Origin of the sequence: Acidocella sp. (assembly GCF_036489515.1) — a bacterium.
Taxonomy (GTDB): Bacteria; Pseudomonadota; Alphaproteobacteria; order Acetobacterales; family Acetobacteraceae; genus Acidocella.
In genome coordinates this window covers 23025-46026 of sequence record NZ_DASXFO010000097.1, presented here as the reverse complement: position 1 = coordinate 46026, position 23002 = coordinate 23025, and the positions used below count along the sequence as shown (strand labels likewise).

General features: G+C 64.0%; 22 protein-coding genes. 10 read left to right on the top strand and 12 right to left on the bottom strand.

Features of this window, described 5'->3' with window-relative positions:
- Window positions 1-163: 163 nt before the first annotated feature.
- Window positions 164-1489, bottom strand: coding sequence for an aspartate aminotransferase family protein (locus tag VGG47_RS14475; RefSeq protein ID WP_331539788.1), 1326 nt, complete (start codon window positions 1487-1489; stop codon window positions 164-166).
- Between the two features lie 221 nt (window positions 1490-1710).
- Between VGG47_RS14475 and VGG47_RS14470 the strand changes: the two genes are divergently transcribed.
- Complete coding sequence (locus tag VGG47_RS14470) at window positions 1711-2715, top strand: DUF6976 family protein (protein WP_331539786.1); 1005 nt, start codon at window positions 1711-1713, stop codon at window positions 2713-2715.
- Window positions 2716-2917: 202 nt separating this feature from the next.
- Here VGG47_RS14470 and VGG47_RS14465 read toward each other — a convergent pair whose 3' ends face one another.
- The 6 genes from VGG47_RS14465 to VGG47_RS14440 form a co-directional block, all read right to left on the bottom strand.
- Entirely contained in the window at window positions 2918-3700 is a 783-nt protein-coding gene (locus VGG47_RS14465) for a succinate dehydrogenase iron-sulfur subunit (protein WP_331539784.1), read from the bottom strand.
- Between the two features lie 12 nt (window positions 3701-3712).
- A complete protein-coding gene (gene sdhA, locus VGG47_RS14460; RefSeq protein ID WP_331539782.1) occupies window positions 3713-5524 on the bottom strand; it encodes a succinate dehydrogenase flavoprotein subunit in 1812 nt (603 codons plus the stop codon).
- Between the two features lie 113 nt (window positions 5525-5637).
- A complete protein-coding gene (sdhD, locus tag VGG47_RS14455) occupies window positions 5638-6039 on the bottom strand; it encodes a succinate dehydrogenase, hydrophobic membrane anchor protein (RefSeq protein WP_331539780.1) in 402 nt (133 codons plus the stop codon).
- Window positions 6040-6045: 6 nt separating this feature from the next.
- On the bottom strand, window positions 6046-6477 hold the full coding sequence (gene sdhC / locus VGG47_RS14450; protein WP_331539778.1) for a succinate dehydrogenase, cytochrome b556 subunit: 432 nt from the start codon (window positions 6475-6477) through the stop codon (window positions 6046-6048).
- A gap of 137 nt (window positions 6478-6614) precedes the next feature.
- Entirely contained in the window at window positions 6615-7289 is a 675-nt protein-coding gene (locus tag VGG47_RS14445; protein WP_331539776.1) for a class I SAM-dependent methyltransferase, read from the bottom strand.
- Between the two features lie 207 nt (window positions 7290-7496).
- Window positions 7497-7775, bottom strand: coding sequence for an accessory factor UbiK family protein (locus VGG47_RS14440; protein ID WP_331539774.1), 279 nt, complete (start codon window positions 7773-7775; stop codon window positions 7497-7499).
- Between the two features lie 47 nt (window positions 7776-7822).
- Here VGG47_RS14440 and rfaD point away from each other — a divergent pair, with 47 nt between their 5' ends.
- From rfaD to VGG47_RS14415, 5 genes are all read left to right on the top strand, one after another.
- The gene (gene rfaD, locus VGG47_RS14435) at window positions 7823-8803 is read left to right on the top strand and encodes an ADP-glyceromanno-heptose 6-epimerase (protein WP_331539772.1); all 981 of its coding nucleotides are present in this window, start codon (window positions 7823-7825) and stop codon (window positions 8801-8803) included.
- On the top strand, window positions 8800-9606 hold the full coding sequence (gene lgt / locus VGG47_RS14430; protein WP_331539770.1) for a prolipoprotein diacylglyceryl transferase: 807 nt from the start codon (window positions 8800-8802) through the stop codon (window positions 9604-9606). Before rfaD ends, lgt begins: the two co-directional genes overlap by 4 nt.
- A 92-nt stretch (window positions 9607-9698) precedes the next feature.
- Window positions 9699-10625 carry a class I SAM-dependent methyltransferase gene (locus VGG47_RS14425; protein ID WP_331539768.1) on the top strand — a complete coding sequence of 309 codons (927 nt, stop codon included), beginning with the start codon at window positions 9699-9701 and terminating at the stop codon, window positions 10623-10625.
- Complete coding sequence (pgeF, locus tag VGG47_RS14420) at window positions 10622-11362, top strand: peptidoglycan editing factor PgeF (protein WP_331539766.1); 741 nt, start codon at window positions 10622-10624, stop codon at window positions 11360-11362. The genes VGG47_RS14425 and pgeF overlap by 4 nt, the downstream gene beginning before the upstream one ends.
- The gene (locus tag VGG47_RS14415; protein WP_331539764.1) at window positions 11353-12225 is read left to right on the top strand and encodes a hypothetical protein; all 873 of its coding nucleotides are present in this window, start codon (window positions 11353-11355) and stop codon (window positions 12223-12225) included. Before pgeF ends, VGG47_RS14415 begins: the two co-directional genes overlap by 10 nt.
- 99 nt (window positions 12226-12324) lie before the next feature.
- On the opposite strand, the gene VGG47_RS14410 is transcribed toward VGG47_RS14415, so the two are convergent.
- Together VGG47_RS14410 and VGG47_RS14405 are read right to left on the bottom strand one after the other, a co-directional pair.
- On the bottom strand, window positions 12325-13842 hold the full coding sequence (locus VGG47_RS14410) for a sensor domain-containing diguanylate cyclase (RefSeq protein ID WP_331539763.1): 1518 nt from the start codon (window positions 13840-13842) through the stop codon (window positions 12325-12327).
- 349 nt (window positions 13843-14191) lie between these two features.
- A complete protein-coding gene (locus VGG47_RS14405; protein WP_331539812.1) occupies window positions 14192-14854 on the bottom strand; it encodes a tyrosine-protein phosphatase in 663 nt (220 codons plus the stop codon).
- Between the two features lie 102 nt (window positions 14855-14956).
- Here VGG47_RS14405 and VGG47_RS14400 point away from each other — a divergent pair, with 102 nt between their 5' ends.
- Window positions 14957-16717 (top strand): ABC transporter ATP-binding protein, encoded by a 1761-nt coding sequence (locus VGG47_RS14400; protein ID WP_331539810.1) that lies wholly within the window; start codon window positions 14957-14959, stop codon window positions 16715-16717.
- A 145-nt stretch (window positions 16718-16862) separates the two neighbouring features.
- On the opposite strand, the gene purD is transcribed toward VGG47_RS14400, so the two are convergent.
- Entirely contained in the window at window positions 16863-18140 is a 1278-nt protein-coding gene (gene purD / locus VGG47_RS14395) for a phosphoribosylamine--glycine ligase (RefSeq protein ID WP_331539761.1), read from the bottom strand.
- Between the two features lie 49 nt (window positions 18141-18189).
- Between purD and xseA the strand changes: the two genes are divergently transcribed.
- Window positions 18190-19686: an exodeoxyribonuclease VII large subunit gene (gene xseA, locus VGG47_RS14390; protein WP_331539759.1), complete on the top strand. Its 1497-nt coding sequence runs from the start codon at window positions 18190-18192 to the stop codon at window positions 19684-19686.
- A 144-nt stretch (window positions 19687-19830) separates the two neighbouring features.
- Here xseA and VGG47_RS14385 read toward each other — a convergent pair whose 3' ends face one another.
- Together VGG47_RS14385 and VGG47_RS14380 are read right to left on the bottom strand one after the other, a co-directional pair.
- Window positions 19831-20250, bottom strand: a complete 420-nt coding sequence (locus tag VGG47_RS14385) for a GlcG/HbpS family heme-binding protein (RefSeq protein WP_331539757.1) — start codon at window positions 20248-20250, stop codon at window positions 19831-19833.
- A 2-nt stretch (window positions 20251-20252) separates the two neighbouring features.
- Window positions 20253-20813 (bottom strand): HNH endonuclease, encoded by a 561-nt coding sequence (locus VGG47_RS14380; protein WP_331539755.1) that lies wholly within the window; start codon window positions 20811-20813, stop codon window positions 20253-20255.
- Between the two features lie 353 nt (window positions 20814-21166).
- Between VGG47_RS14380 and gluQRS the strand changes: the two genes are divergently transcribed.
- Together gluQRS and VGG47_RS14370 are read left to right on the top strand one after the other, a co-directional pair.
- Window positions 21167-21988, top strand: a complete 822-nt coding sequence (gene gluQRS / locus VGG47_RS14375; protein ID WP_331539753.1) for a tRNA glutamyl-Q(34) synthetase GluQRS — start codon at window positions 21167-21169, stop codon at window positions 21986-21988.
- Window positions 21985-22938 (top strand): CPBP family intramembrane glutamic endopeptidase, encoded by a 954-nt coding sequence (locus VGG47_RS14370; RefSeq protein ID WP_331539751.1) that lies wholly within the window; start codon window positions 21985-21987, stop codon window positions 22936-22938. Before gluQRS ends, VGG47_RS14370 begins: the two co-directional genes overlap by 4 nt.
- The last annotated feature ends 64 nt before the right edge of the window (window positions 22939-23002 follow it).

Here is a 23002-nt window from a genome sequence, read left to right as displayed (position 1 = left end):
TGTCCTGATTTTGTGTAACATGCGCGCACCGGGCGCAGATGCAAGCCCCGCCTGGCGCATACGAGCGACGAGAAGAAAGTGGCCGCTTTTTGAAAAAAGCGGCGCAAAAACTTTTTTGATGCTGGGTCATGGGCGTTGTCGCCAACAACGCCCATGACCCAAATTACCCTACGCTTACGACCACTCGGCGCAGCGTTTCCACCATCTCCACGATCTGCTCCGCCGTGGCGACGAAAGGTGGCGCCAGGACCAGCGTGTCGCCGGCGACGCGCAGCACCAGCCCGGCCTCGAACGCCTTGCACATGATGCGAAAGCCGCGCGCGCCCGGCTGCTCCGCGGGTTCCAGATCAATCGCGCCGAGCAGGCCGAAGCCGCGCGTGTCGACCACGTAGGGCAAGTCCCGGAAGGCGGCGATCTGCGCCAGGAAGGCCGGCGTCAGCTCGCGAACCCGAGCGAAAATATCCTCCTCGCGGTAGATTTTCAGCGTCGCCAGGCCGGCGGCGCAGGCCGCCGGATGCGCGGAATAGGTGTAGCCGTGAAACAGCTCCACGGTATTGGCCGGTGCGGCATCCAGGATGGTCTGCTGGATGTCCTCGCGCACCGCGATCGCCGCCATGGGGATGCTGCCATTGGTCAGCGCCTTCGCCATGGTGATGATGTCGGGCGTCACGCCGAAGGTCTGCGCCGCGAAATTCTGCCCGGTGCGGCCGAAGCCGGTGATCACCTCGTCGAAAATCAGCAGGATGCCGTGGCGGGTGCAAATCTCCCGCAGCCGCTGCAGATAGCCCTTCGGCGGCACCAGAATGCCGGTGGAGCCGGCAATCGGCTCGACGATGCAGGCGGCGATGGTATCCGCGCCGTGCAGGTCGACGAAACGCTGCAGATCATCGGCAAGCTCGGCGCCGTAAGTGCCCTCGCCCATCTCGAACCGGTTTTCCGGGATCTTCGTGTGGCGCATATGCGCCACCCCGGCCAGGCCGATCCCAAAGGCCTTGCGGTTGGTGACCATGCCGCCGACCGACTGGCCGCCGAAATTCACGCCGTGATAGCCGCGCTCGCGGCCGATGAAGCGCTGCCGCGTGCCCTCGCCGCGCACCCGGTGATATTGCAGCGCCACTTTCATCGCGCTCTCCACGGCCTCGGAGCCGGAGCAGGTGAACAGGATGCGGTTCAACCCCGGCGGCGCCATCTGCGCCACCTCGGCGGCCAGGCGGAACGCCTCAGGCGTGCCGTACTGGAAGGGCGGCGCGTAATCGAGCGTCTCCATCTGTTTGGCCACCGCCTCACGGATTTCCCGACGGCCATGGCCGAGCGGGATGCAGTACAGGCCCGAGGAGCCATCCAACAGCCGGTCCCCCTGGGTATTCCAATAATAGACCCCCTCCGCCCGGGCCAAAATGCGCGGCGAGTCGTGGAATTGCCGGTTGGCGGTGAACGGCATCCAATGGTTGACCAGAGGATCATTGCTGGGACGAACGGAGGTGCTCATTTCTCTCTCCTGAGGGGACAGAAACAGCTTACTATTTTAAACCATGCCGGCGAGAGGGAATCGCCATAAAACATGAGAAAGCGGCATTTTTAAAAAACGCCGGCAGACCTCGTCAAGAATCAACAACATTTCGACAAACCATTGGCGATGGGCTTTAACCGGCGCCGGCGCGGCAACAGATGATTAAAAACGCAAATGAATAAAGGATCCTCGGGATGCCCATGTGTGGATTAGGCACCGTCGCGGAGCTCGCTGCCATGATCCAAGCGGGGCGCATCCTGCTCCTGGCAGGCACGGAAACCCTGCTGGCGCAGCTCCCGGCCGGGCGCTGGATCGGCGGCAGCGCGGTGGCTTATCTCGGCAATCCCAACGGCGCCACCGAACGCGACCGGATTTTCTATTCAGACCTCACGGATCACGCGCAAACGGCGGAAATCCTGCTTCTGGACGCAAGCGAGCTTCCCGGGCTAGCCAGGCGTTATCCCGAAAACGGGTTTTCCTTTCTGATCCTGCCCGGCCTCAGCGAGCTGCTCGTCAGCTTCGCCCGCGACGCCGCCGATTACCCAGGGCTGTATAACAGTCCGCTGATCGGCTGGATCAGCGCGGTCGATCTGGCCGGCCCCCTGGCGCGCCCCAAAATTTTCGCGGGCAACGGGCAGGCCCATGCCGAGCACGGCGCGCTCATGCATGTTTCCCTGCCGCGCCGGCTGGCCGCGCAGATCGACGTCATCAACCTGTTCTCGACCGGCAAAGGAGCCGCCATCACGTTCTCCGAAGACGGGCTGAGCGCCACGTCGTGCCTGGTCGACGGAGTGCCGCAAAACCTTGCCGCCTATATCATGCGGCATCGCATCGACACGAACCTGCCACTGATCGCCGATTATAACGGCGCCGCAATGAACGTATCGATCCGCGCGGTCGATGCGCAGGCCCAGTGCGTCGATTTCTTCGCACCGGTGTTCAAAACCTTGACCTACCGCTTCGCCAACCCACTCAGGGATTTCCCTGCCGCCTTCGACCGCGCGATCGCCACCATCGAGCCCGGAGACATCGCCTTCGCCTGCACCTGCGTGCTGAACTACCGGCAGGCGCGACTGGAAGGCCGGCGCGCCGGCCCATTCACGGGCCCCGTCACCTTCGGCGAAATCGCCTATATCGCGCTCAACCAGACCCTCGCCTGCCTCTCGATTGTCAGCCTGGACAATGACGAATCGGATGATTTCTAACGTTTAGGAAGCAGCCGCTTTTTAAAAAAAGCGGCGCTGAAACAGCACAGGCCCAAAGGAGCAGAAGACTTCTTTTTGTGAACAAAAAGAAGCAAAAAAACTTTGCTAAACTGGGCTGTGGGTGTTGTCGCCTACACAGCCCATAGCCCAGCATAACAAAAGTTTTTGCGCCGCTTTTTTTAAAAAGCGGCTGCTTTCTTCTCTAGCCTTGGCGCTCGAGCATGAGCTGCTTCACCTTGCCGATCGCCTTGGCCGGGTTGAGGCCTTTCGGGCAGGTCTGGGTGCAGTTCATGATGGTATGGCAGCGATACAGCTTGAACGGATCTTCCAGCGCGTCGAGCCGCTTGCCGGAGGCCTCGTCACGGCTGTCGGCGATCCAGCGATAAGCCTGCAGCAGCACCGCGGGCCCCAGATAGCGATCACCGTTCCACCAGTAGCTCGGGCAGGAGGTGGAGCAGCAGAAGCACAGGATGCACTCCCACAGACCATCGATCTCGGCGCGCTCCTCCTTGCTCTGCAGGCGCTCGCCATCCGGCGGCGCCGGGGTCTCAGACTGCAGCCAGGGCTCGATCGAGCGCAGCTGCGCGTAAGGCTGCGTGAGGTCGGGCACCAGGTCCTTCACCACCGGCAGATGCGGCAGCGGGTTGATGGCCACCGCGCCCTTCACCTCGGCGATCGGCTTCAGGCAGGCCAGCGTGTTGGTGCCGTCGATGTTCATCGCGCAGGAACCGCAAATGCCCTCGCGGCAGGAGCGGCGGAAGGTCAGCGAGGCGTCGATCTCGTTCTTGATCTTGATGATCGCATCCAGCACCATCGGGCCGCACGCGTCGAGATCGATCTCGAACGAGTCCATCACCGGATTCTTCCCGTCATCGGGGTTCCAGCGATAGACCTTGAATTCCTTCACGCGCTTGGCGCTGGAAGGGGCCTTGTGGGTCTTGCCGACACCCACTTTGGAATTCTTCGGAAGCGTAAATTCTGCCATCGGGAAAGTTCCTTAATACACGCGCTTCTTGGGCGGGAACACGGAGACCTCGTTGGTCAGCGTCTGCATTTTAACCGGGCGGTAGCTGAGCTGCACGCCGCCCTTCTCGTCGCAATAGCTGATCGTGTGCTTCATCCATTCCGCATCGTCGCGATCCGGAAAATCGTCATGCGCCTGCGCGCCGCGGCTCTCCTTGCGGGCTTCGGCGGAGACCATGGTGGTCATCGCATTGCCCATCAGGTTGTCGAGCTCGAGCGCCTCGACGAGATCGGAATTCCAGATCAGGCTGCGATCCGTCACGGAGATGTCGGAGAGGCCCTGCCACAGGCCCTGCATCTTGGTCACGCCCTCAGACAGGCTCTTGGAATTGCGGAACACCGCGGCGTGGCTCTGCATGGTGCGCTGCAGCTGGTCGCGCAGCTGCGCCACCTTGGTGCCGCCCTTGGCGTGGCGGGTTGCATCGAAGCGGGCCATGCTGGCCTCGCCCGCGTTGGCGGGGAGTGGCGCCTGGGTGGCGCCGGGCTTGACGATCTCGGCGGCGCGTTGTGCTGCGGCGCGGCCGAACACCACCAGGTCGAGCAGCGAGTTGGTGCCGAGCCGGTTGGCGCCGTGCACGGAGACGCAGGCCGCCTCGCCTACCGCCATCAGTCCGGGCACCACCGCATCCGGGTTGGCAGCGGTCGGGCGCAGCACTTCGGTGCGGTAGTTCGTGGGAATGCCGCCCATGTTATAGTGCACGGTCGGCAGCACCGGGATCGCCTCCTTGGTCACATCCACCCCGGCGAACACCCGCGCGGTCTCGGAAATGCCCGGCAGGCGCTCGTGCAGGATATCGGCGCCAAGATGCTCCAGATGGAGCAGAATATGGTCCTTGTTCGGACCCACGCCGCGGCCTTCATTGATCTCGATGGTCATCGAACGCGACACCACGTCGCGCGAGGCCAGATCCTTCGCGGTCGGCGCATAGCGTTCCATGAAGCGCTCGCCTTCGGCGTTCGTCAGATACCCGCCCTCGCCGCGCGCCCCTTCCGTGATCAGGCAGCCCGCCGGGAAAATCCCAGTCGGGTGGAACTGCACGAATTCCATGTCCTGCACCGGCAGCCCGGCGCGGATCACCATGCCGCCGCCATCGCCTGTGCAAGTATGCGCCGAAGTGCAGGAAAGATAGGCGCGGCCGTAACCACCGGTGGCGAGCACCACCATCTGCGCGCGGAAGCGGTGGATGGTGCCGTCTTCCAGGTTCCAGGCCATCACCCCGCGGCAGGCGCCCTCATCGTCCATGATCAGGTCGAGGGCGAAATATTCGACGAAGAATTCCACCTCATGTTTGAGGCTCTGCTGATACAGCGTGTGCAGGATCGCGTGGCCGGTGCGGTCGGCGGCGGCGCAGGCGCGGTTGGCCGGCTCCTTGCCGTAATCCTTCATATGCCCGCCGAAGGGGCGCTGATAGATCCTGCCGTCTTCGGTGCGCGAGAACGGCACGCCGAAATGTTCCAGCTCATAAATCGCCGGCACCGCCTCGCGGCACATATATTCGATGGCGTCCTGGTCGCCCAGCCAGTCCGACCCTTTCACGGTGTCGTACATGTGCCAGCGCCAGTTATCCTCGCCCATATTGCCGAGCGAGGCGCCGATGCCACCCTGCGCCGCCACGGTATGGCTGCGAGTCGGGAAGACCTTGGTGATGCAGGCGGTCTTCAGCCCGGCCGCCCCCATGCCCAGCGTCGCGCGCAGGCCGGAACCGCCGGCGCCGACCACCACCACGTCATAGGTGTGGTCGATGATCTTGTAACCGCCAATCGATGTTTGTGAGATCGCGTTCATGGACGAAAATCCGTTTTTCTAGAGCAATGTATGCTTGGACGAAACCGACAGGTTTCCGGCAAACACATGAAATTGCTCGCCAAAAATATGAGTTAGAGCCTTCACCGAAGGCTCTAGAAGGCGAGTTTGAGAACCGAGACGGCGCTGGCCAGTGCCAGGAACACGATGACCGCCTGCGTCACGAGCAGCGTGCCGCGCCGCTTCGACTCGTTATGGACGTAGTCCTCGATGACCACCTGCATGCCGAGCGAGAGATGGTAGAACAAAGCCGCGATCAGGCAGAGATACAGCACCGTGTTCCAGGGTTCGCCCATGAAGGCGGCCATCTGCGCCCGCGAGGCGCCGGCCAGCATCAGCACCGAGAGCACGAAATAGAGCGAGAGCGGCAGCAGCGCGATGGCGGTAACGCGCTGCGCCCACCAGTGATGCAGCCCGGATTTCGCCGAACCGAGGCCACGCGCGCGGCCGAGCTGGCTGCGCATCACGTGAATTGAGGGAGCGTTGGACTTATCCATGTTCATTCACCACACCAGGAACGCGATGACCCAGAAAACGACAGTGAGCACCACCGTCGCCACGAATACGCTTTTGCCGCTGCGATGCATGTCCGGCAGTTCGAAGCCACGCCCGGCATCCCACATCAGATGGCGGATGCCGTTGCAGAAATGATAGAACAGCGCGACGGTGAAGCCGATCAGGACGAGAATGCCGACCCAGGTCGCGAACAGCGACTGGATGACGGAAAATGCACTATCGCCGGCGGCGGCGCAGACCAGCCAGGCGGTCAGCAGCAGCGTGCCGGCGCCCAGCGCAATGCCCGTGCCACGATGAAAAACCGACGTCACCGAGGACATTTCCAGCTTGTACACCTGCAAATGCGGCGACAGTGGGCGCCGGACCAGTCTCCCCTCCGAATTGCGCCCCACCATCAGGGCTTCGCGGACATCCGACATGGCAAACCTTTCTAAGAGGTCGTTAAAAAGAATTATGTTGCAGTTGCTTAGTCCGCAGGTCTGGCAGGGTCAACGCTGCAAACCCCCCATGCGCAGAGTTCTGCAATGCGCCGGATGAATATATATATAGCCGGCACCTATGGAGCGCATTCCTCCAACGATTCCAGACGCGTGAGCCCCACCCAACGGCTTGGCGAGTCCTCCAGCTCCAGGCTGGTCGGCACCTCGTAGCGCGCGAGCTGCGTGCCGCCCTCGGATGGGGCGTATTTCCGGCCCGGATCCGCCATCAGCACCACGGCCTGCGCGGCGCAACGCCGCAGCCAGGGCATGATATGCCGGGCCATCGGCGCCTCGTAACAGACATCGCCGCACAGGAGCACATCCCAGCGGCACGGCGAGCCCACGACATCGTCCAGCAGCACCGTGACGTCACACCGATTTTCGGCCGCATTCAGGGCGATCGCCGCGGCCGCGAACGGGTCGATTTCCGCCGCCTCCACCAAAGCCGCCCCGGCCTTGGCGCAGGCAATGCCGGCCAGCCCGCTGCCGGCCGCGAAATCCAGGACCTTCTTCCCCGCCACCAGCGCCGGATGCAGGGTCACATAATGCGCCAGCGCCTCCGACCCCGGCCAGGCAAAGGCCCAGAACGGCGGCGGCATGTTGTACGCCTGCAGGAACGCCTCGCTCGCCTGCCAGAGCGGCGTGATCTCCGTGGCGAGATGCAGTTTGATGTCGGGGACCAGCCGTGCGGCCGACAGCGCCGTGTACTGCCGCACGAAAGCCTGAGCGCATGATGGCTTTCGATCACTCATGCTCTCATCTTTTTGGCCCGAGCGGTTGCATGGCTCAATCCTGCTCTCTCAGAGAAAGGGAAGCAGCCGCTTTTTAAAAAAGCGGCGCAAAAACTTTTACTCCGCTGGGCCATGGGCGTTGTCCCCGACCACGCCCATGGCCCAGCATAACCAAAGTTTTTTTGCTACTTTTTGTTCACAAAAAGTAGCCTTAGCCTGATGATCCTATCAGCCGGTGATGTCGTCCGGTTCGGGAACGATGTCGGGCTTGTCCACCTCGAGCCGCGCCACGCGGACCTCCAGCGCCTCCACTTGCGCCTTGGCGCGCCGCGCCAGCTCCGACATCGCCTCGAACTCATCGCGCTTCACGAGGTCGAGGCGCCGCACCGCCTCATCGACCCGTGCGCGCACCATCGACGCCATCTCCTCGCGCAGACCGGTCAAGGCAGAGAGCGCCCCGCCGGCCACGCCGGCAAGGTCATCAAAAAATTTCGGGCGTTCATTCATGGTCCCAGGGCCTTCTCTCAAATCTATGACGCTTTATAAGCGCCTCCATGATATTGGTCACGGGTGGCGCCGGTTTCATCGGCTCGAATCTCCATGCGGCGCTGCAGGCTGACGGGCAGGACACCGTCATCGCCGACTGGCTGGGCAGCGACGGCAAATGGCGCAACCTGCGCCACCACCCGCCCGGGCGCGTGATCGCGCCGGAAGCGCTGGATGATTTTCTTGAGTCTGCTCCGGCGCTGGAGGCGATCGTGCATCTCGGCGCGATTTCCGAGACCACCGCGACCGATGGCGATCTGGTCTGGCAAAGCAATGTCACGCTCAGCCAGAAGCTCTGGTCCTGGGCCGCCCGCCACGGCGTGCGCTTCATCTACGCCTCCTCCGCCGCCACCTACGGCGACGGCACGGCCGGCTTCGACGACGTTTTCTCCTCCCCTGCGCTGCAAAAACTGCTTCCGCTGAACCTGTATGGCTGGAGCAAGCACGCCTTCGACCTCTGGGTCGCACGCCAGGTCGAGAGCGGTGCGCCAACCCCGCCGGCCTGGGCCGGCGTCAAATTTTTCAACGTCTACGGGCCGAACGAATATCATAAAGGCAAGATGATCTCGGTCGTGAAGGTCAAACACGACGAGTTGTTGGCCGGCGGCCCGATCAAACTTTTTCGGTCCGACCGGCCGGGTCTGGCCGACGGCGCGCAGGCGCGGGATTTCATCTACATCGACGACGTGGTGGCGGCGCTGCGCTTCATGCTCACCGCCCCCGCTTTGACCGGGCTGTATAATCTCGGCACCGGCATTGCCCGCACCTATGCCGATCTCGGCGCCGCGGTCTGCGCCGCCAATGGTCAGGCGCCGCGCATCGAATTCATCGACATGCCGCAAACCCTGCGCGGCCAATACCAGTCCTTCACCCAGGCACCGATGGCCAGGCTGCGCGCGGCCGGCTTCAATCATGCTTTCAAGACTTTAGAACAAGGCATTGATGCCTATATCACGTCATACCTGACACAGCCGGACCCGTATCGATGAACCCTATTATTCTGCCGGCCTTTCAGCGCGCCATCCATATCGGCCCCCTGACCATCCATTTTTATGCGCTGGCCTATATCATCGGGCTGCTGATCGGCTGGCGCCTGGTGCGCCATCTGGCCAGCCGCCCGCCCATCGCGGCCACCGGTGAACAGGTTGACGACTTCCTCACCTGGGCGACGCTCGGCATCATCCTCGGCGGACGGCTCGGCTATGTGCTGTTCTACCAGCCGGGCTATTTCTTCACCCATCCGAAACAAATCGTCGCCGTCTGGGATGGCGGCATGAGTTTCCATGGCGGGTTTTTGGGCGTGACCATCGCCATTATCTGGTTCTGCCTCAAGCACCGGATCAACATCCTGGCCTTCGCCGACCGCATCGCCGTGGCGGTGCCGATCGGCCTGTTCCTCGGCCGCTGCGCCAATTTCATCAATGGCGAGCTGTGGGGCCGCCCCGCCCCCGCCTGGTTCCCATTCGCCATGGTCTATCCCGACGCCGGACCGATGCCGCGCTATCCCTCCGAGTTGATCGAGGCCTGCCTCGAGGGCGTGACATTGTTCATCGTCATGCTGGTGGCGTCACGCTTTGTGTGCCTGCGCCGCCGCGCCGGCACGCTCGCCGGCATGTTCGTGACCGGCTACGGCATCGCCCGCATCATCGGCGAATGTTTTCGCGAACCCGATCCGTTCCTGGGTTTCCTGCCCTTCGACACCACGATGGGGCAGCTGCTCTCCATCCCCATGGTGATCGCGGGGCTCTGCATCATCTGGTTCGCCGGCACCCGCCCGCGTTTGACGAACTAGCGCATGATGGGAAGAAAGCAGCCGCTTTTTGAAAAAAGCGGCGCAAAAACTTTTGTTATGCTGGGGCATGGGCGTTGTCGGCGACACAGCCTATGGCCCTGATGGAGCGCTTCGACCATTTCATGGCCCGGGCCAACGCCGCTTACTACGCGGCGCAGGACCCGTTCGAGGATTTCACCACGGCGCCGGAGCTGACCCAGGTTTTCGGCGAAATTCTCGGTGCCTGGGCGAAAACCGTGTGGCAGATGATGGGCGCGCCGGACGACATCATCCTGGCCGAGGCCGGCCCCGGGCGCGGCACGCTGATGGCGGACGCGCTGCGCCTCTGGCCCCGCGAGCAGGTGCATCTGATCGAACTTTCTGGCCGCTTGCGCGCCGAGCAAGCTTCGCGTGTGCCGAACGCTATTTGGCATGAATCGTTGGATACGCTCCCCGAGGGGCCGCTGATCCTGCTCGCCAATGAATTTTTGGATGCCCTGCCGGTGCGCCAGTTCATTCGCCGCGAAACCGGCTGGCGCGAGCTTCATGTCGAGAATGGCGCTTATGTGGAGCTGCCGGCCGACATCGAACTTCCCGACGATCCGGTCGGCAGTGTCCGCGAGATCAACGAGGCGGCCGAAGAGTTCTGTGAGAAATTGGCGGCGCGCGAGGCCGTGGCCCTGTTCCTCGATTACGGCCCGCTGCAGAGTGCGCCCGGTAGCTCGGTGCAGGCGATCCGCGACGGCGCGTATGCCGATCCGCTGCGGGATCCGGGCCAGGCCGACCTGACCGCCCATGTCGACTTCGCCGCCATCGCCGCGCGTGTGAATGTCCAGGGGCCGGTGAAGCAGAACGCCTTCCTTACCGGGCTCGGCCTGTTCCAGCGCAGCGATTTCCTGGCCCGCAAATTTCCCGACAAAGCGCAGAATTTCGCGCTGGCGGCGCAGCGCCTCACGGCGCCTGAGGCGATGGGCAGCCTGTTCAAAGCCGTGGCGCTATGCCCTAAACATCTGCCCAGACTGCCGGGATTTGAAATTTGAAATATTTTCGTGGCGATTTTTCCGTTCCGCACGGCTTTTTCACCCGCGAGGGCGGGATTTCCACGGGGCCCTTTGCGAGCCTGAATTGCAGCCTCTCCGGCGCGGATGACCCCGAAAATGTGCGGCGTAACCGCGCTCTGGTGGCGGCGGAATTCAGCGTCGTGCCGGAACATCTCCTGGGGCTGAAGCAGGTTCATGGCGCGGAAGTCGTCACCGTGACCACGCCCTGGGCCATGGGGGAAGGTCCCGCCGCCGATGCGATGGTGACGGCGACCCCGGGCCTGGCGCTCGGCATCATCACCGCCGACTGCGCCCCGGTGCTGTTCGCAGACGAAGCGCAGAAAATCGTCGGCGCGGCCCATGCCGGCTGGCGCGGCGCACTGGCCGGCGTGCTGGAGGCCACGGCCGAGGCCATGCGTGCCTTGGGGGCGCAAAACATCCGCGCCGTGATCGGCCCCTGCATCCAGCAAAAAAGCTACGAGGTCTCGGCCGATCTGCGCGACCCGGTGCTGGCCCGCGATGCTGCCGCCGCGCGCTACTTTGTCCCCGGCCGCACCGAGCGCTGGCAGTTCGACCTGCCCGGCTACTGCGCCGCCCGCCTGAAGGAAGCCGGCGTCAACCCCGAAATCCTGCCTTTGGATACCTGCGCGGAGGAGCAAAAATTCTTTTCGCATCGCCGCCGGACCCTGCGCGGCGAGGGTGCGATCGGCCATCAGGTTTCCGTCATATGCGTATGAAAAACCTGATCCTGGGCCTGCCTTTGCTGCTCGCCGCCTGCGGCACCCTGCCCGAACCGTTTTACGGGAATCCCGGACGCGAAGGGGCGATATTGTCCATTCCCCCGGCCCCGGTGCTGATGGTCCCCGCGCCGACCGGGGCGCTGCTCGGCGACGATGCCGCGAAACTCTACGCCAAGGATTTGGCCGCTCAGCTCGCGGATATGGACGTGCCGAGCATTTATGGCCCGGCCGCCAAAGGCGATTGGCAACTGGTCACCACCGCGAAGCTGGCGGGCAACAACGTGCTCCCCGCCTACGCGGTGATGGGGCCGAACGGCAAACCCTATGGCCAGGTTCAGGGCGCGCCGGTGCCCGCCGCCGCCTGGGCCGATGGCACGGCAGACGCGCTGCAAGACGCCGCCGCCACCGATGCGCGGCCGCTCTCGAAACTGCTGGCTAACATCAACGCGCGGGTGCAGCAGAGCAACCCGCTCTCGCTGGAGAATCGCCCGCCACGGGTTTTCATCGGCAAGGTGACCGGCGCTCCCGGCGACGGTGACAGCGCGCTGCCGCTCGATCTCAGCCGCGACCTGCCCAGCCCGGATCTGGAACTGGTCACCAATGCGAAACAGGCTGACTTCACCGTGACCGGCGTGGTGAAGGCCACGCCGAGCGGCCAGGGCCAGGTGACGGTGGAACTGGACTGGAGCGTGCTGGACACCAATCACCGCAAGATCGGCCAGGTAACCCAGCTTCACGTCCTCGCCGCCAGCGATATCTCACCCTATTGGGGCGACGTCGCCGTCGCCGCCGCCACCGAGGCCGCCAGCGGTATCCAGCAGGTGGTGATCAACGAGAAGCTGAAAAAGAAGGCCAGTTAAAGCGAAGGGGAAGGCTACTTTTTGTGAACAAAAAGTAGCAAAAAAACTTTGTTAATCTGGGCCATGGGCGTTGTCGGGGACAACGCCCATGGCCCAGCCTCAGGCGCTCACCATCACCCGGTTACGCCCCTGGCGTTTCGCCTCGTAGAGCATCTCGTCGGCGCGTTCGATCAGCATTTTGGGCGTGGCGGGATGCTTTTGCGGATGCACGGTGGCGACGCCGATGCTGACCGTCACCACGCCACACGCCTCATTGCCGGCGTGCGACAGGCACAAATCCTGGACCGCCTGGCGCAGTGCCTCGGCGCGCGACGGCGCGGCATCGTCCGGGGAGGACACCAGCAGCACCGCCAATTCCTCGCCGCCATAGCGCGCCGCCAGATCGCCGGGCCGGCGACCGAAACTCTTCACCACTTCCGCGACCGCGCGCAGACATTCATCGCCGGCCTGATGACCGTACTGGTCGTTGAATGTCTTGAAATGATCCACATCCAGCAGCAACAGCGAGAGCGGCGCTCGGTAGCGGTTGGCGCGCCGGCATTCCTGCTCCAGCGTCTCGTCCAGTTGGCGGCGATTGGCGAGGCCGGTCAACGGATCGGTGCGGGCGAGCTCTGCCAGCCGCTCCTGGCTCTGCTCCAATTGCCGCTCCGCACGATCGCGTTCGGCCAGGATCGCTGAAAGCGGCAGAACCAGACACGCCGCGATGCTGACGAAGAATTGCAGCATCAGAATGCGGGTGAGTTGCGACGCTGGCTCCTCCAAAATCATCGGACCATGGCCGTTCAGCGTTAAGCCAATGGCAAGGAAAGTGGTGACAAACAGCGCCGCGGCGCCGCCAACCAGGCCGAACAGGCACACCATGAACACCAGCGGCGGGTACACCAGGAACAGCACATGATAGCGCGACTGCGCGAACACCAGAACGGTCGTGACTAGGAACAGGCCCGACACGCTGGCCGACAGCAAGAGACGCGGTTTTTTGGCGGAACGGGTGTATTTCTGGCCCAGCAGCGCCAAAGCGACCGGCGCGATCGTGATGATGCCCAGCGCATGCGCAAAAAACACCGCCAGAAAGAAATTCGCCGCGGCGCCGCGCATCATGAGAAAGGAGAACAACAGGGCGTTGAGCAGCGTTGACGCCGCCGGCGCCAACACCGCCGCGATCACGGAAAATCGCGCCAGGATCCTCGGCTGCGACAGATCGTAGTTTTCGCCAACGAACCGGCGCAGCAAGGCCAACGCGATGCCCAGTTCCAACAGGTTGACCAGAGGAAACCTGATGATGAAATTGATCGGAAACCCCAGCAGATACGCCGCGACGAGATTGGCGACAACGCCGACGGCGAGATAAGCGGGCCAGAGAGAGACGCGCGTGGTCAGCAGGATCGCCAACAGGACACCATTGGCTGGCCAGATGGTCGCCTGCCCGCTGGCCCCTTTCATCAGCAGCATTCCCAGAACGGCCGTCCCGGTGACAATGACCGCGAAGACGCTCCCTTCATCCCATGCTGGCAACGCGTGGCGCAGTCTGGCACGCCTTGGCAAATCGCGGCGATGCTTAATCTTAAGGCTCCATCCTCGATCGTCACATACAAATGAATTCAGCGGCCGGTGCATTCATCACAACGATGACCGCTCCGGCCTCCGACTTTTGGCGAGCAATTTCACGCGTCTGAACTGAACCTGCCGATTCCGGCCAAACGCCTGTCGCTCTAAGGCTTTTTCAAACAATTTGAATAGATATAATAACATATTCCGATGAATTTTGAACCGCGCGGCACCTATGCGCTGCGCTTTGGCTCACGGAACCTGCATAGGGTACGCTAAAGGAAAGACTTCTTTTTGTGAACCAAAAGAAGCAAAAAAACTTTATTAATGCTGGGCCGTGGGCGTCGTCGGCGACGCAGCCTCAGGCCTGGCATAAAAGAAGTTTTTGCGCCGCTTTTTTCAATCTAAGACGCCAAGCCTACTCGCGCACCAGAATCCTGTCGTTGATGAAGGCGGCCAAGGCGCCGGCCTTGAACGCGGCGCGCAGCCGCTCTTCCTGGTAATCCTCGCGCACCCAGTCCAAAAACGCTTTCCGCCCCTCGGCCTCACTGCGGTACATGTAAAAGAATGCGTCGAGAATGCCGGTCTTGGACTGGCGGATATGGCCATAACGCCAGGAAAGCTGCTTTAACGCAGCCTGTGTCGTGCCGCCCTGGATCATCACGAACAGCGCCGAGGCCAGGCCCGCGCGGTCGGCGCCGGACTTGCAGTGCAGCAGCGCCGGCCCCCGCATGGAGGCGAGAATCCCGGCCAGGCGCAGAATGCGGTCACGATGCGGCGCGCCGCGCGATTCCAGCGCCATGTCGTAAAAATCCATCCCCAGCCGCAGCGCCGCGTCGCGCGACAGCGCATCGGACCCGTTCTTCGCCAGGCCGCGCAGGTTGATCACCGTGTTGATCCCGACCTTGCGTTTGAACGCGGCGAGATTACCCGGCGTCGGATGGTTGGAGCGGTACAACACCCCGGGCTGCACGGCGGAAAAATTGGTCCAGAGGATGCGCAGCACCGCATGGTCGACAAACAGGGCGTCGATCCAGGCGTTGCGCCGCCCGGCTTTGGTCGAGAGATCGCCCTTGTAAATCGTGTCCATCGGCGCCGCTTATAAGCGCGACCCCGCGCCGCCGCCAGCCACCGCTCGCCGGCCGATTGGTGCCCCGGCGGAATTGTGGTTAACCCCGCCATCATGCATCAGCCGCTCGCCACGCCCCCTGCCCAGGACCATTCGACCTCCGCACTCATCCGCCGCCTCTGGCGCGACCATGTGGGGCATTACCGCGGCCGTATCATCCTCATCGTGGTGATGACGCTGGTGATGTCCGGCACCACGGCCCTGTATCCGGCGCTGATCGACTGGGCCTTCACCATGTTCGCCCGCAAGGACCCCCGGATCCTCTACCAGGTGCCGGTGCTGGTGCTGGTGGTCACTGTGATCAAGGGCACGTCGATGTATTTCCAGTCGGTGCTGACGCAGGACATGGTTCTGCTGGTGATCCGCCGGCTGCAGATCGGAATGTTCGGGCATCTCACCAACGCCGCCCTGGCCCGCGTCGAGCGCGAGGCGCCGGCGGCGCTGGCGGCGCGCTTCACCACCGACGCCACCGTGATCCGCGAGGCCATGACCCGCGCGGTGAACTCCGTGGCCGATGCCGCAACCGTGGTCGGGCTGGTGGTGACGATGATCGCCATCGACTGGAAGCTGAGCCTGATCGCCGCTTTGCTCTATCCGCTCGCCGGCATTCCGGTGCAGAAAATCGGCAAGCGCATGCGCCGCGCCTCGGGCGGCATGCAGGAGCGCATGGGCCAGGCCGCCGCCATGCTGAACGAGAGTTTCGCCCAGGCCCGCACGGTGCGCGCCTATGGGCTGGAGCAGCACGAACAGAACCGCGCCAACCGGACTTTCGAGCAGCTCTATACCGCGCTGATCCGCATGACCCGCGTGCGCGCCCGGCTGGACCCGATGCTGGAGGTATTGGGCGGCGTGGCGGTGGCGCTGGTGATCGGCTTCGAAGGCTGGCGCAACGCCACCGGCGGCAGCGGCGTCGGCAATTTCATGGGCTTCATCTCCGCCCTGCTGATCGCCTCGCGGCCTTTGCGCGCGCTCGGCACGATGAACGCCGCCATTCAGGAGGGCCTGGCCGGGCTGGTGCGGGTATTCCACGTGATCGACGAACCCGCCGCCATCGCCGATGCGCCGGGGGCGACTCCGCTCCCCTCCGGTCCTGGCAAAGTTACGTTCGAACATGTCGCCTTCGCCTATCCGGACGGGCGCGAGGGCCTCAAGGATCTCAGCTTTACCGCAGCACCCGGCAAAATGCTGGCGCTGGTGGGCAGTTCCGGGGCCGGAAAATCCACCGCGCTGGCGCTGATCCCGCGCCTCTACACGCCGACCGGCGGGCGCATCCTGGTGGATGGCGCGCCGATCACGGAAGTGACGCTCGCCAGCCTGCGTGACGCGATCGCCTATGTCGGCCAGGATTCGCTGCTGTTCGAAGACACGATCGAGGCGAATATCCGCCTCGGCCGGCCGGATGCGACGGAGGAAGAGGTGATGGCAGCAGCACGGGCCGCCGCCTGCGGCTTCGCCGAACAGATGCCCCAGGGCTTCGCCACCAATGTCGGCGTCAACGGCCAGCGCCTCTCCGGCGGGCAGCGCCAGCGCGTCGCCATCGCCCGCGCGATCCTGCGCAACCCGCGCATCCTGCTGCTGGATGAGGCGACCTCAGCGCTGGATACCGAGAGCGAGGCCGCGGTGCAGGCGGCGCTGGCCAAGCTGCGCCAGGGCCGCACCACCATCGTCGTCGCACACCGCCTCTCCACCGTGCGCGACGCCGACCTGATCGTGGTGATGGCCGACGGCCAGGCCGTGGAACAGGACACACACGAGGCGCTGCTGGCCCAAAACGGCGCCTTCGCCCGCCTGGTGCGCGCCCAGGCGCTCGCTTAGCGAAAGGAAAGGCCTACTTTTTGTGAACAAAAAGTAGCAAAAAAACTTTGTTAATCTGGGTCATGGGCATTGTCGGCGACAACGCCCATGACCCAGCGCAATAAAAGTTTTTGCGCCGCTTTTTTCAAAAAGCGGCTTCTTTTTTCTACCGCGCGGCGAAAATCGCGCGGCGGCCGATGTCGCGGCGGCAGAATCCGTCGGCCCATTCGATTGTGTCGACCGCCGCGTAGGCCCGCGTCACCGCCTCTTGCAGATCCTTTCCGGTGGCGTTCACCGCCAGGACGCGGCCGCCATTGGCCAGGATGCCGCCCTGGTCTTCCATCGTTCCGGCATGGAACACGGTCACTTCCGGCAGCGCGCCGGCCTCCTCCAGCCCGAAAATTTCACCGCCGGTGGCATAGGCGCCGGGATAGCCCTTCGAGCACATCACCACCGTGGCGGAGGCGGCGTCGCGCCAGCGCAGATCCACGTGCCGCAGTTCGCCCTCGATGGCGGCCACCAGCGCCGGCAGGAGGTCCGAGCGCAGCAGCGGCAGCAGCGTCTCGCATTCCGGGTCGCCCAAGCGCACGTTGAACTCGATCAATTTCGGCCCGTCCGCTTCGACCATCAGACCGGCGAACAGGAAGCCGCGGAACGGCGTGCCGCGCCGGGCCATCTCGCTAAGGGCCGGACGGATGATCGTCGCCATCGTCGCGTCGATGACCGTCTGGCTGGCCCAGGGCGGCGGCGAGATCGCGCCCATGCCGCCGGTATTCGGCCCGGTATCGCCGTCGCCGACACGCTTATGGTCCGCCGCGCAGCCGAGATAGAGCGCGTCCTCGCCGTCGCACAGCGCGAACACCGAGATCTCCTCGCCCACCAGGCATTGCTCGATCACCAGCTCGGCGCCAGCGGCACCAAACACCTTGTCTTCCAGGATGGACGTGACGGCTTCGTGTGCCTCGTCCAGCGTGGTGGCGACGACCACGCCCTTGCCCGCCGCCAGACCGTCCGCCTTGATCACGATCGGCGCGCCCATCGCCTCGACATAGTCGTGCGCGGCATCGGCCTCCGTGAACGCCTTCCAGGCGGCGGTGGGGATGCCGGCGGCATCGGCGATCTCCTTGGTGAAGCGCTTGCTGCCTTCGAGCTGTGCGGCCGCCTCACTCGGCCCGCAGCAGGCGATTTTCTGCGCCGCCATCGCGTCGGTGAGCCCCGCCACCAGCGGCGCTTCCGGCCCCGGCACCACCAGATCGATTTTCTGGTCCACGGCGAATTTCACCAGGCCGGCGATGTCATTCGTGCGCAGCGGCACGTTGGTGGCAAGGCCGGCAGTGCCCGGATTGCCGGGGGCGACAAACAATTCCGTCAGCAGCGGGCTCGCCGAGATCGCCCAGGCCAGAGCATGTTCCCGCCCGCCGGACCCGATAATCAAAACCCGCATGTCTCAAACCCCTCTGTCACGCCGCGGCGCTGTATCATACACTTCGCCCATGAGCGACCTGCTGCCCAACACCCCCGAATTTTCCGTCTCCGAACTGGCGGGCGCCGTCAAAAAAACCCTCGAAGGCGCGTTCGGCCGCGTACGGGTGCGCGGCGAGATCACCGAATTCAAGGCCTACGCCTCCGGCCACCAGTATTTCGCCCTCAAGGACGAAGGCGCGAAAATCCGCGCCATCATCTGGAAGGGCGTCGCCTCCCGAGTCGGGCTCAAGGCCGAGAACGGCGTCGAGGTCATCGCCACCGGCCGTATCACCTCCTATCCCGAGCGCTCGGAATATCAGCTGATCGTCGAGCGGCTGGAATATGCCGGGGCCGGCGCGCTGCTGGCGCGGATCGAGGCCCTGAAAGCCAAATTGGCGTCCGAGGGATTGTTTGCGCCGGAGCGGCGGCGGCCTTTGCCCATGCTGCCGCGCCTCATCGGCGTCGTCACCTCGCCCCAAGGTGCGGTGCTGCAGGACATCAAGACCACCATCGCCCGGCGCTTCCCCACGCCCATCCTGCTCTGGCCGGTGGCCGTGCAGGGCGACGGGGCGGCGGAGAAAATCGCCGCCGCCATCGCGGGGTTTTCCGCTTTGGCCGTGGACGGGCCGATCCCCCGGCCGGACGTGCTGATCGTCGCGCGCGGCGGCGGCAGCCTGGAAGACCTCATGGCCTTCAACGACGAGATCGTGGTGCGCGCCGCCGCCGCCTGCACCATTCCGCTGATCTCCGCGGTGGGGCATGAAACCGACACGACGCTGATCGACTTCGTCTCCGACCGCCGCGCCCCCACCCCCACCGCGGCGGCGGAAATGGCGATCCCCGCTCGGCTCGAATTGCTGGCCGATCTGGCGCAGAAAACCGCCCGACTCACCGGCGCGCTCTCGCGCATCGCCTCTGCCGCGCGGCTGCACCTCAACCAGGCCGGGGCCAAACTGCCGGACCTGCCGTCCATGCTGGGCGCCGCCCGGCAGCGCCTGGACGACCGCGCCGAACGCCTGATCCTGGCGCTGCCCAATTACGTCGCCGCCCAGCACCGCCGCATGGATCAGCTTGCCAACCGGCTGCGCCACCCGCGCGAGATTCTGGCCGGCCACCGCAACACCATCGCCCTGCTCGAGCATCGCCTCGCAAGCGCCCTGCCCAATCTGCTGCGCAATTACGGCAAACGGCTGGACGCCGCCGGCTACCGCCTCACCGCCCCGGGCGCGGAAATTTCCGCACGGCGCAACCGCGTGACCCTGCTGGCGCAGCGCCTGGACGCCCCCCTGCCCGGCCGTCTGCGCGAAGCCCGGCTGCGGCTGGAAACGCTTTCCGTGCGGCTCGACTCCGTGTCCTACGAATCGGTGCTGGCGCGCGGCTTCGCCCTGGTGACGAACGCCAAAGGCGCGCCGGTGCAGAAGGCGGCGGATGTCGCCCCTAACGCCGCGTTAAATATCCGGTTCGCCGATGGCGAAGTGTCGGTAAAAGCCGCAGCGAAAAGCGCGCAGCTGGATCTGGGGCTTTAGAAAGGAAGGCTACTTTTTGTGAACAAAAAGTAGCAAAAAAACTTTATTAACCTGGGCCATGGGCGTTGTCGCTGACAGCGCCCATGGCCCAGCATCGCCAAAAATTTTTGCGCCGCTTTTTTTAAAAAGCGGCTGCTTTCTTTTCTAGCCGCCGTCAGCCTCGAGCCCGGCAGCGGCGATGGCCGCGAAGGCTGCGGCTTCGTCGTTGTCGGAGGTGTCGCCGGACAGGCCGATCGCACCGATCACCTTGCCACCGGATTTGATCAGCACGCCGCCCGGCACCGGGATCAGTGTACCGCCAATCGCCGCGGTCGCCGCGGCGATGAAATAAGGCTGTGTCTCGGCGCGCTTCATCAGCGCGCGCGTGCCCAGGCCCATGGCCAGCGCCCCCTGGGCCTTGCCCATCGCGATTTCCCCACGCTTCAGGCTGGTGCCGTCCTGCGCGACAAAGGCTTTCAGGGCGCCGCGGGCGTCAAACACCGCAATCGCCATCGGCATAAACTTGTGCTCGACCGCATGGGCCAAAGCCGTATCCAGAATTTTCCGTGCCGTCCCTAAGTCCAAAATTAATTCTCCAGTTCAGAATCCCAGTAAAGAAAGTCCCGCCAGCTTTCATGCAGGAAGTTGGGCGGGAAGCCCCGCCCCCGGTCCTGCAATTCCCAGCTGGTGGGCCGCCTTGGCTCCTGCCGTGGGATCATGTGGCACTCCCGCGGCAGCTTGCTGCCCTTGCGCAGATTACACGGGCCGCAGGCGGTGACAACATTCTCCCAGCTGGTGCGGCCGCCGCGGGCGCGCGGAATCACATGGTCGAAGGTCAGCTCCGGCGCGGAGCGGCGGTAATCGCAATACTGGCAGGTGAACCCGTCGCGGAGAAACACGTTGAAGCGGGTGAAAGCGGGCATCCGCGCCGAGGGGATGAAGTCCCGCAAGGCGATGACGCTGGGCAGGCGCATGGAGAAGTTCGTCGAGCGGACTTCGCGTTCATATTCCGAAAGCACCGAAACCCGGTCGAGGAATACCGCTTTCACGGCGTCCTGCCAGGTCCAAGTCGACAACGGAAAATAGGATAGCGGACGGAAGTCCGCATTTAAGACAAGGGCGGGAAAATGCATCCCGCCGTCAGGCATTACTGAACCTGTCCCAGAAGGGAACTAAATGCTGGGGTTTGGTCGCGAGTCCCAGCCATATATGGTGGTCGATGCGAGTCATGATGACGTTATGGCAAAACCTCGGCCGCACCGCAAGGTAAAGCGGTATCTGTCAACCAGTTGTCATGTGGCTTTGCGCCCTGACACAAGAAGAAAGCGGCCGCTTTTTAAAAAAAGCGGCGCAAAAATTTTTGGCGAAGCTGGGCGATGGGCTGTGTCGGCGACAACGCCCATGACCCAGGTTAATAAAGTTTTTTTGCTACTTTTTGTTCACAAAAAGTAGCCTTACCCTTCTCTCACCTGAGCCGGCCGGGGTTATATCTACGACCATCATGAGCATCACCTCACGTTTTGCCCCCAGCCCGACGGGATTTTTGCATCTCGGCCATGCCTTTTCCGCCTGGACCGCCTGGCGGCGCGCCGAGCATTTTTGGCTGCGTCTTGAGGACATCGACACCACCCGCTGCCGCCCGGAATTCTCCGCCGCGATTCTGGAGGATCTCGCCTGGCTCGGTCTCGATTGGGCGGGGGTGCGTGTGCAGTCGGAACATTTTTCGGAATATGACGTAGCGCTGCAGCGTTTGGAGCGGCAGGGCCTGCTCTACCCTTGCTTCTGCTCGCGCGCCGAGATTCTCCGCGCCCAGGCCGCCCCGCATGGCGCCGATCCGGTCTATCCCGGCACCTGCCGGCATCTGCGCGCGGATGAGCGGAGGGAAAAAATCGCCGCCGGCGCACCTTATGCGCTACGGCTGGACATGACAGCGGCGCTGCGGGCGGCAAGCACGACGCGAAAATTTTTCGAGGAAGGGCATGGCTGGACCACCGCCGCCCCGGAGGCTTTCGGCGATGTTATCCTGGCACGGCGCGATGTCCCGACCAGCTATCATCTCTGCGTGGTCCATGACGACGCGCTGCAGGGCGTCACCCATGTCATCCGGGGCGAGGATCTGCGCGCCGCAACGCATCTCCACGTGCTGCTCCAGGCACTGCTGGATCTGCCCACGCCGGTCTATGCGCACCATCGCCTGCTGACCGACGCATCCGGCAAACGCCTGGCCAAGCGCGACCAGGCGGCCACCTTGGCAGCTTTGCGCGCGGCCGGCGCGGAGCCTGCAAAAATTCTCCACCAGTTCGAGGAAAGCCGCATCGCATGAAAGGCTTCGTCGCCGGCTTCGGCTGGCTCCTGCTCCTGCTTCTGCTCGGCGCGCTGGCCGGGCTCGGCTTTGGCGCAGCGCTCATCCATCATTGGCCGCCGCGCGGGCTCGCCTTGCGCCTGCTCGGCTTCGGCGCCGCGGCCGGTGCAGACGTGTTTTTATTCGGCGTCTGCTTTGCGCTCCTGCCCGGGGCCCGGCTGCCGCCCGGCGCCGCGCCGAAACTCGGCCTGGTGCAGGGCATCTGGGCCGTGCTGGGCTTCGCCGCTTCCATGCTGGCGGCCTCGCTGCTGATCAACCTCGTGCTCGGCGTGGAGGATGCGGTGCTGGTCCTGCACCACGCGCGCCAGCGGGTCGATTTTTCCGGCGGCGGCTATCTGCTGACGAATTTTCTTGGCGTGGAGGCCGCCTCGGCGCTCTTCGCCGTCCGCTACCTGCACCGTTTCAGCCCGGCGCAGCGCCAGGATGGCGGCGCCACCGGCATCGCCTGGCGTCCCGCGCCGGCGCGCGCCTATGCGGTGGCGGCCTTGGCTGCGGTGGCGATCGTCGCCGTGGTGGTCGTGATGTACCATCTGGTGCCGCCCAACCTCGCGAAGCTGCAAAACCTGCCGATGGCGAAATTGTTCTCCGGCACCGGCCCGGCATTGCTGCCGCCGATCCTCATCGCCACCTTCCTGGCCCCGGTGCTGGAAGAGATCATTTTTCGCGGCATCGCCTTTGCCGGCCTGGCGGCGCGATTCGGCACCGTCTGGGCCGCGACCATCTCCGTGGCGCTGTTCGTCGCGGTGCATGCGCCGCAAAAAATTTATTATCCGCCGGGCTTCCTCGATGTCGGGCTGGTGGCGCTGGCGGCGGTGTTGCTCCGGCTCAAATACCACTCGATTCGGCCCGGAATCCTCCTGCATATTCTGTATAATGGCGGCTCGATGGTGGCGGTCGCTCTATTTCAATGAGCGAGCCGGCAGGGATTTTTGCCATCCCTCCCCGATCGGGGTAAACTGATCAGTAATATTCGCG

Coding starts and splice junctions, on each gene's coding strand:
- VGG47_RS14475 (WP_331539788.1), bottom strand. CDS start 1,489: ATGAGCACCTCCGTTCGTCCCAGCAATGATCCTCTGGTCAACCATTGG.
- VGG47_RS14470 (WP_331539786.1), top strand. CDS start 1,711: ATGTGTGGATTAGGCACCGTCGCGGAGCTCGCTGCCATGATCCAAGCG.
- VGG47_RS14465 (WP_331539784.1), bottom strand. CDS start 3,700: ATGGCAGAATTTACGCTTCCGAAGAATTCCAAAGTGGGTGTCGGCAAG.
- sdhA (WP_331539782.1), bottom strand. CDS start 5,524: ATGAACGCGATCTCACAAACATCGATTGGCGGTTACAAGATCATCGAC.
- sdhD (WP_331539780.1), bottom strand. CDS start 6,039: ATGGATAAGTCCAACGCTCCCTCAATTCACGTGATGCGCAGCCAGCTC.
- sdhC (WP_331539778.1), bottom strand. CDS start 6,477: ATGTCGGATGTCCGCGAAGCCCTGATGGTGGGGCGCAATTCGGAGGGG.
- VGG47_RS14445 (WP_331539776.1), bottom strand. CDS start 7,289: ATGAGTGATCGAAAGCCATCATGCGCTCAGGCTTTCGTGCGGCAGTAC.
- VGG47_RS14440 (WP_331539774.1), bottom strand. CDS start 7,775: ATGAATGAACGCCCGAAATTTTTTGATGACCTTGCCGGCGTGGCCGGC.
- rfaD (WP_331539772.1), top strand. CDS start 7,823: ATGATATTGGTCACGGGTGGCGCCGGTTTCATCGGCTCGAATCTCCAT.
- lgt (WP_331539770.1), top strand. CDS start 8,800: ATGAACCCTATTATTCTGCCGGCCTTTCAGCGCGCCATCCATATCGGC.
- VGG47_RS14425 (WP_331539768.1), top strand. CDS start 9,699: ATGGCCCTGATGGAGCGCTTCGACCATTTCATGGCCCGGGCCAACGCC.
- VGG47_RS14415 (WP_331539764.1), top strand. CDS start 11,353: ATGCGTATGAAAAACCTGATCCTGGGCCTGCCTTTGCTGCTCGCCGCC.
- VGG47_RS14410 (WP_331539763.1), bottom strand. CDS start 13,842: ATGCACCGGCCGCTGAATTCATTTGTATGTGACGATCGAGGATGGAGC.
- VGG47_RS14400 (WP_331539810.1), top strand. CDS start 14,957: ATGCATCAGCCGCTCGCCACGCCCCCTGCCCAGGACCATTCGACCTCC.
- purD (WP_331539761.1), bottom strand. CDS start 18,140: ATGCGGGTTTTGATTATCGGGTCCGGCGGGCGGGAACATGCTCTGGCC.
- xseA (WP_331539759.1), top strand. CDS start 18,190: ATGAGCGACCTGCTGCCCAACACCCCCGAATTTTCCGTCTCCGAACTG.
- VGG47_RS14380 (WP_331539755.1), bottom strand. CDS start 20,813: ATGCCTGACGGCGGGATGCATTTTCCCGCCCTTGTCTTAAATGCGGAC.
- gluQRS (WP_331539753.1), top strand. CDS start 21,167: ATGAGCATCACCTCACGTTTTGCCCCCAGCCCGACGGGATTTTTGCAT.
- VGG47_RS14370 (WP_331539751.1), top strand. CDS start 21,985: ATGAAAGGCTTCGTCGCCGGCTTCGGCTGGCTCCTGCTCCTGCTTCTG.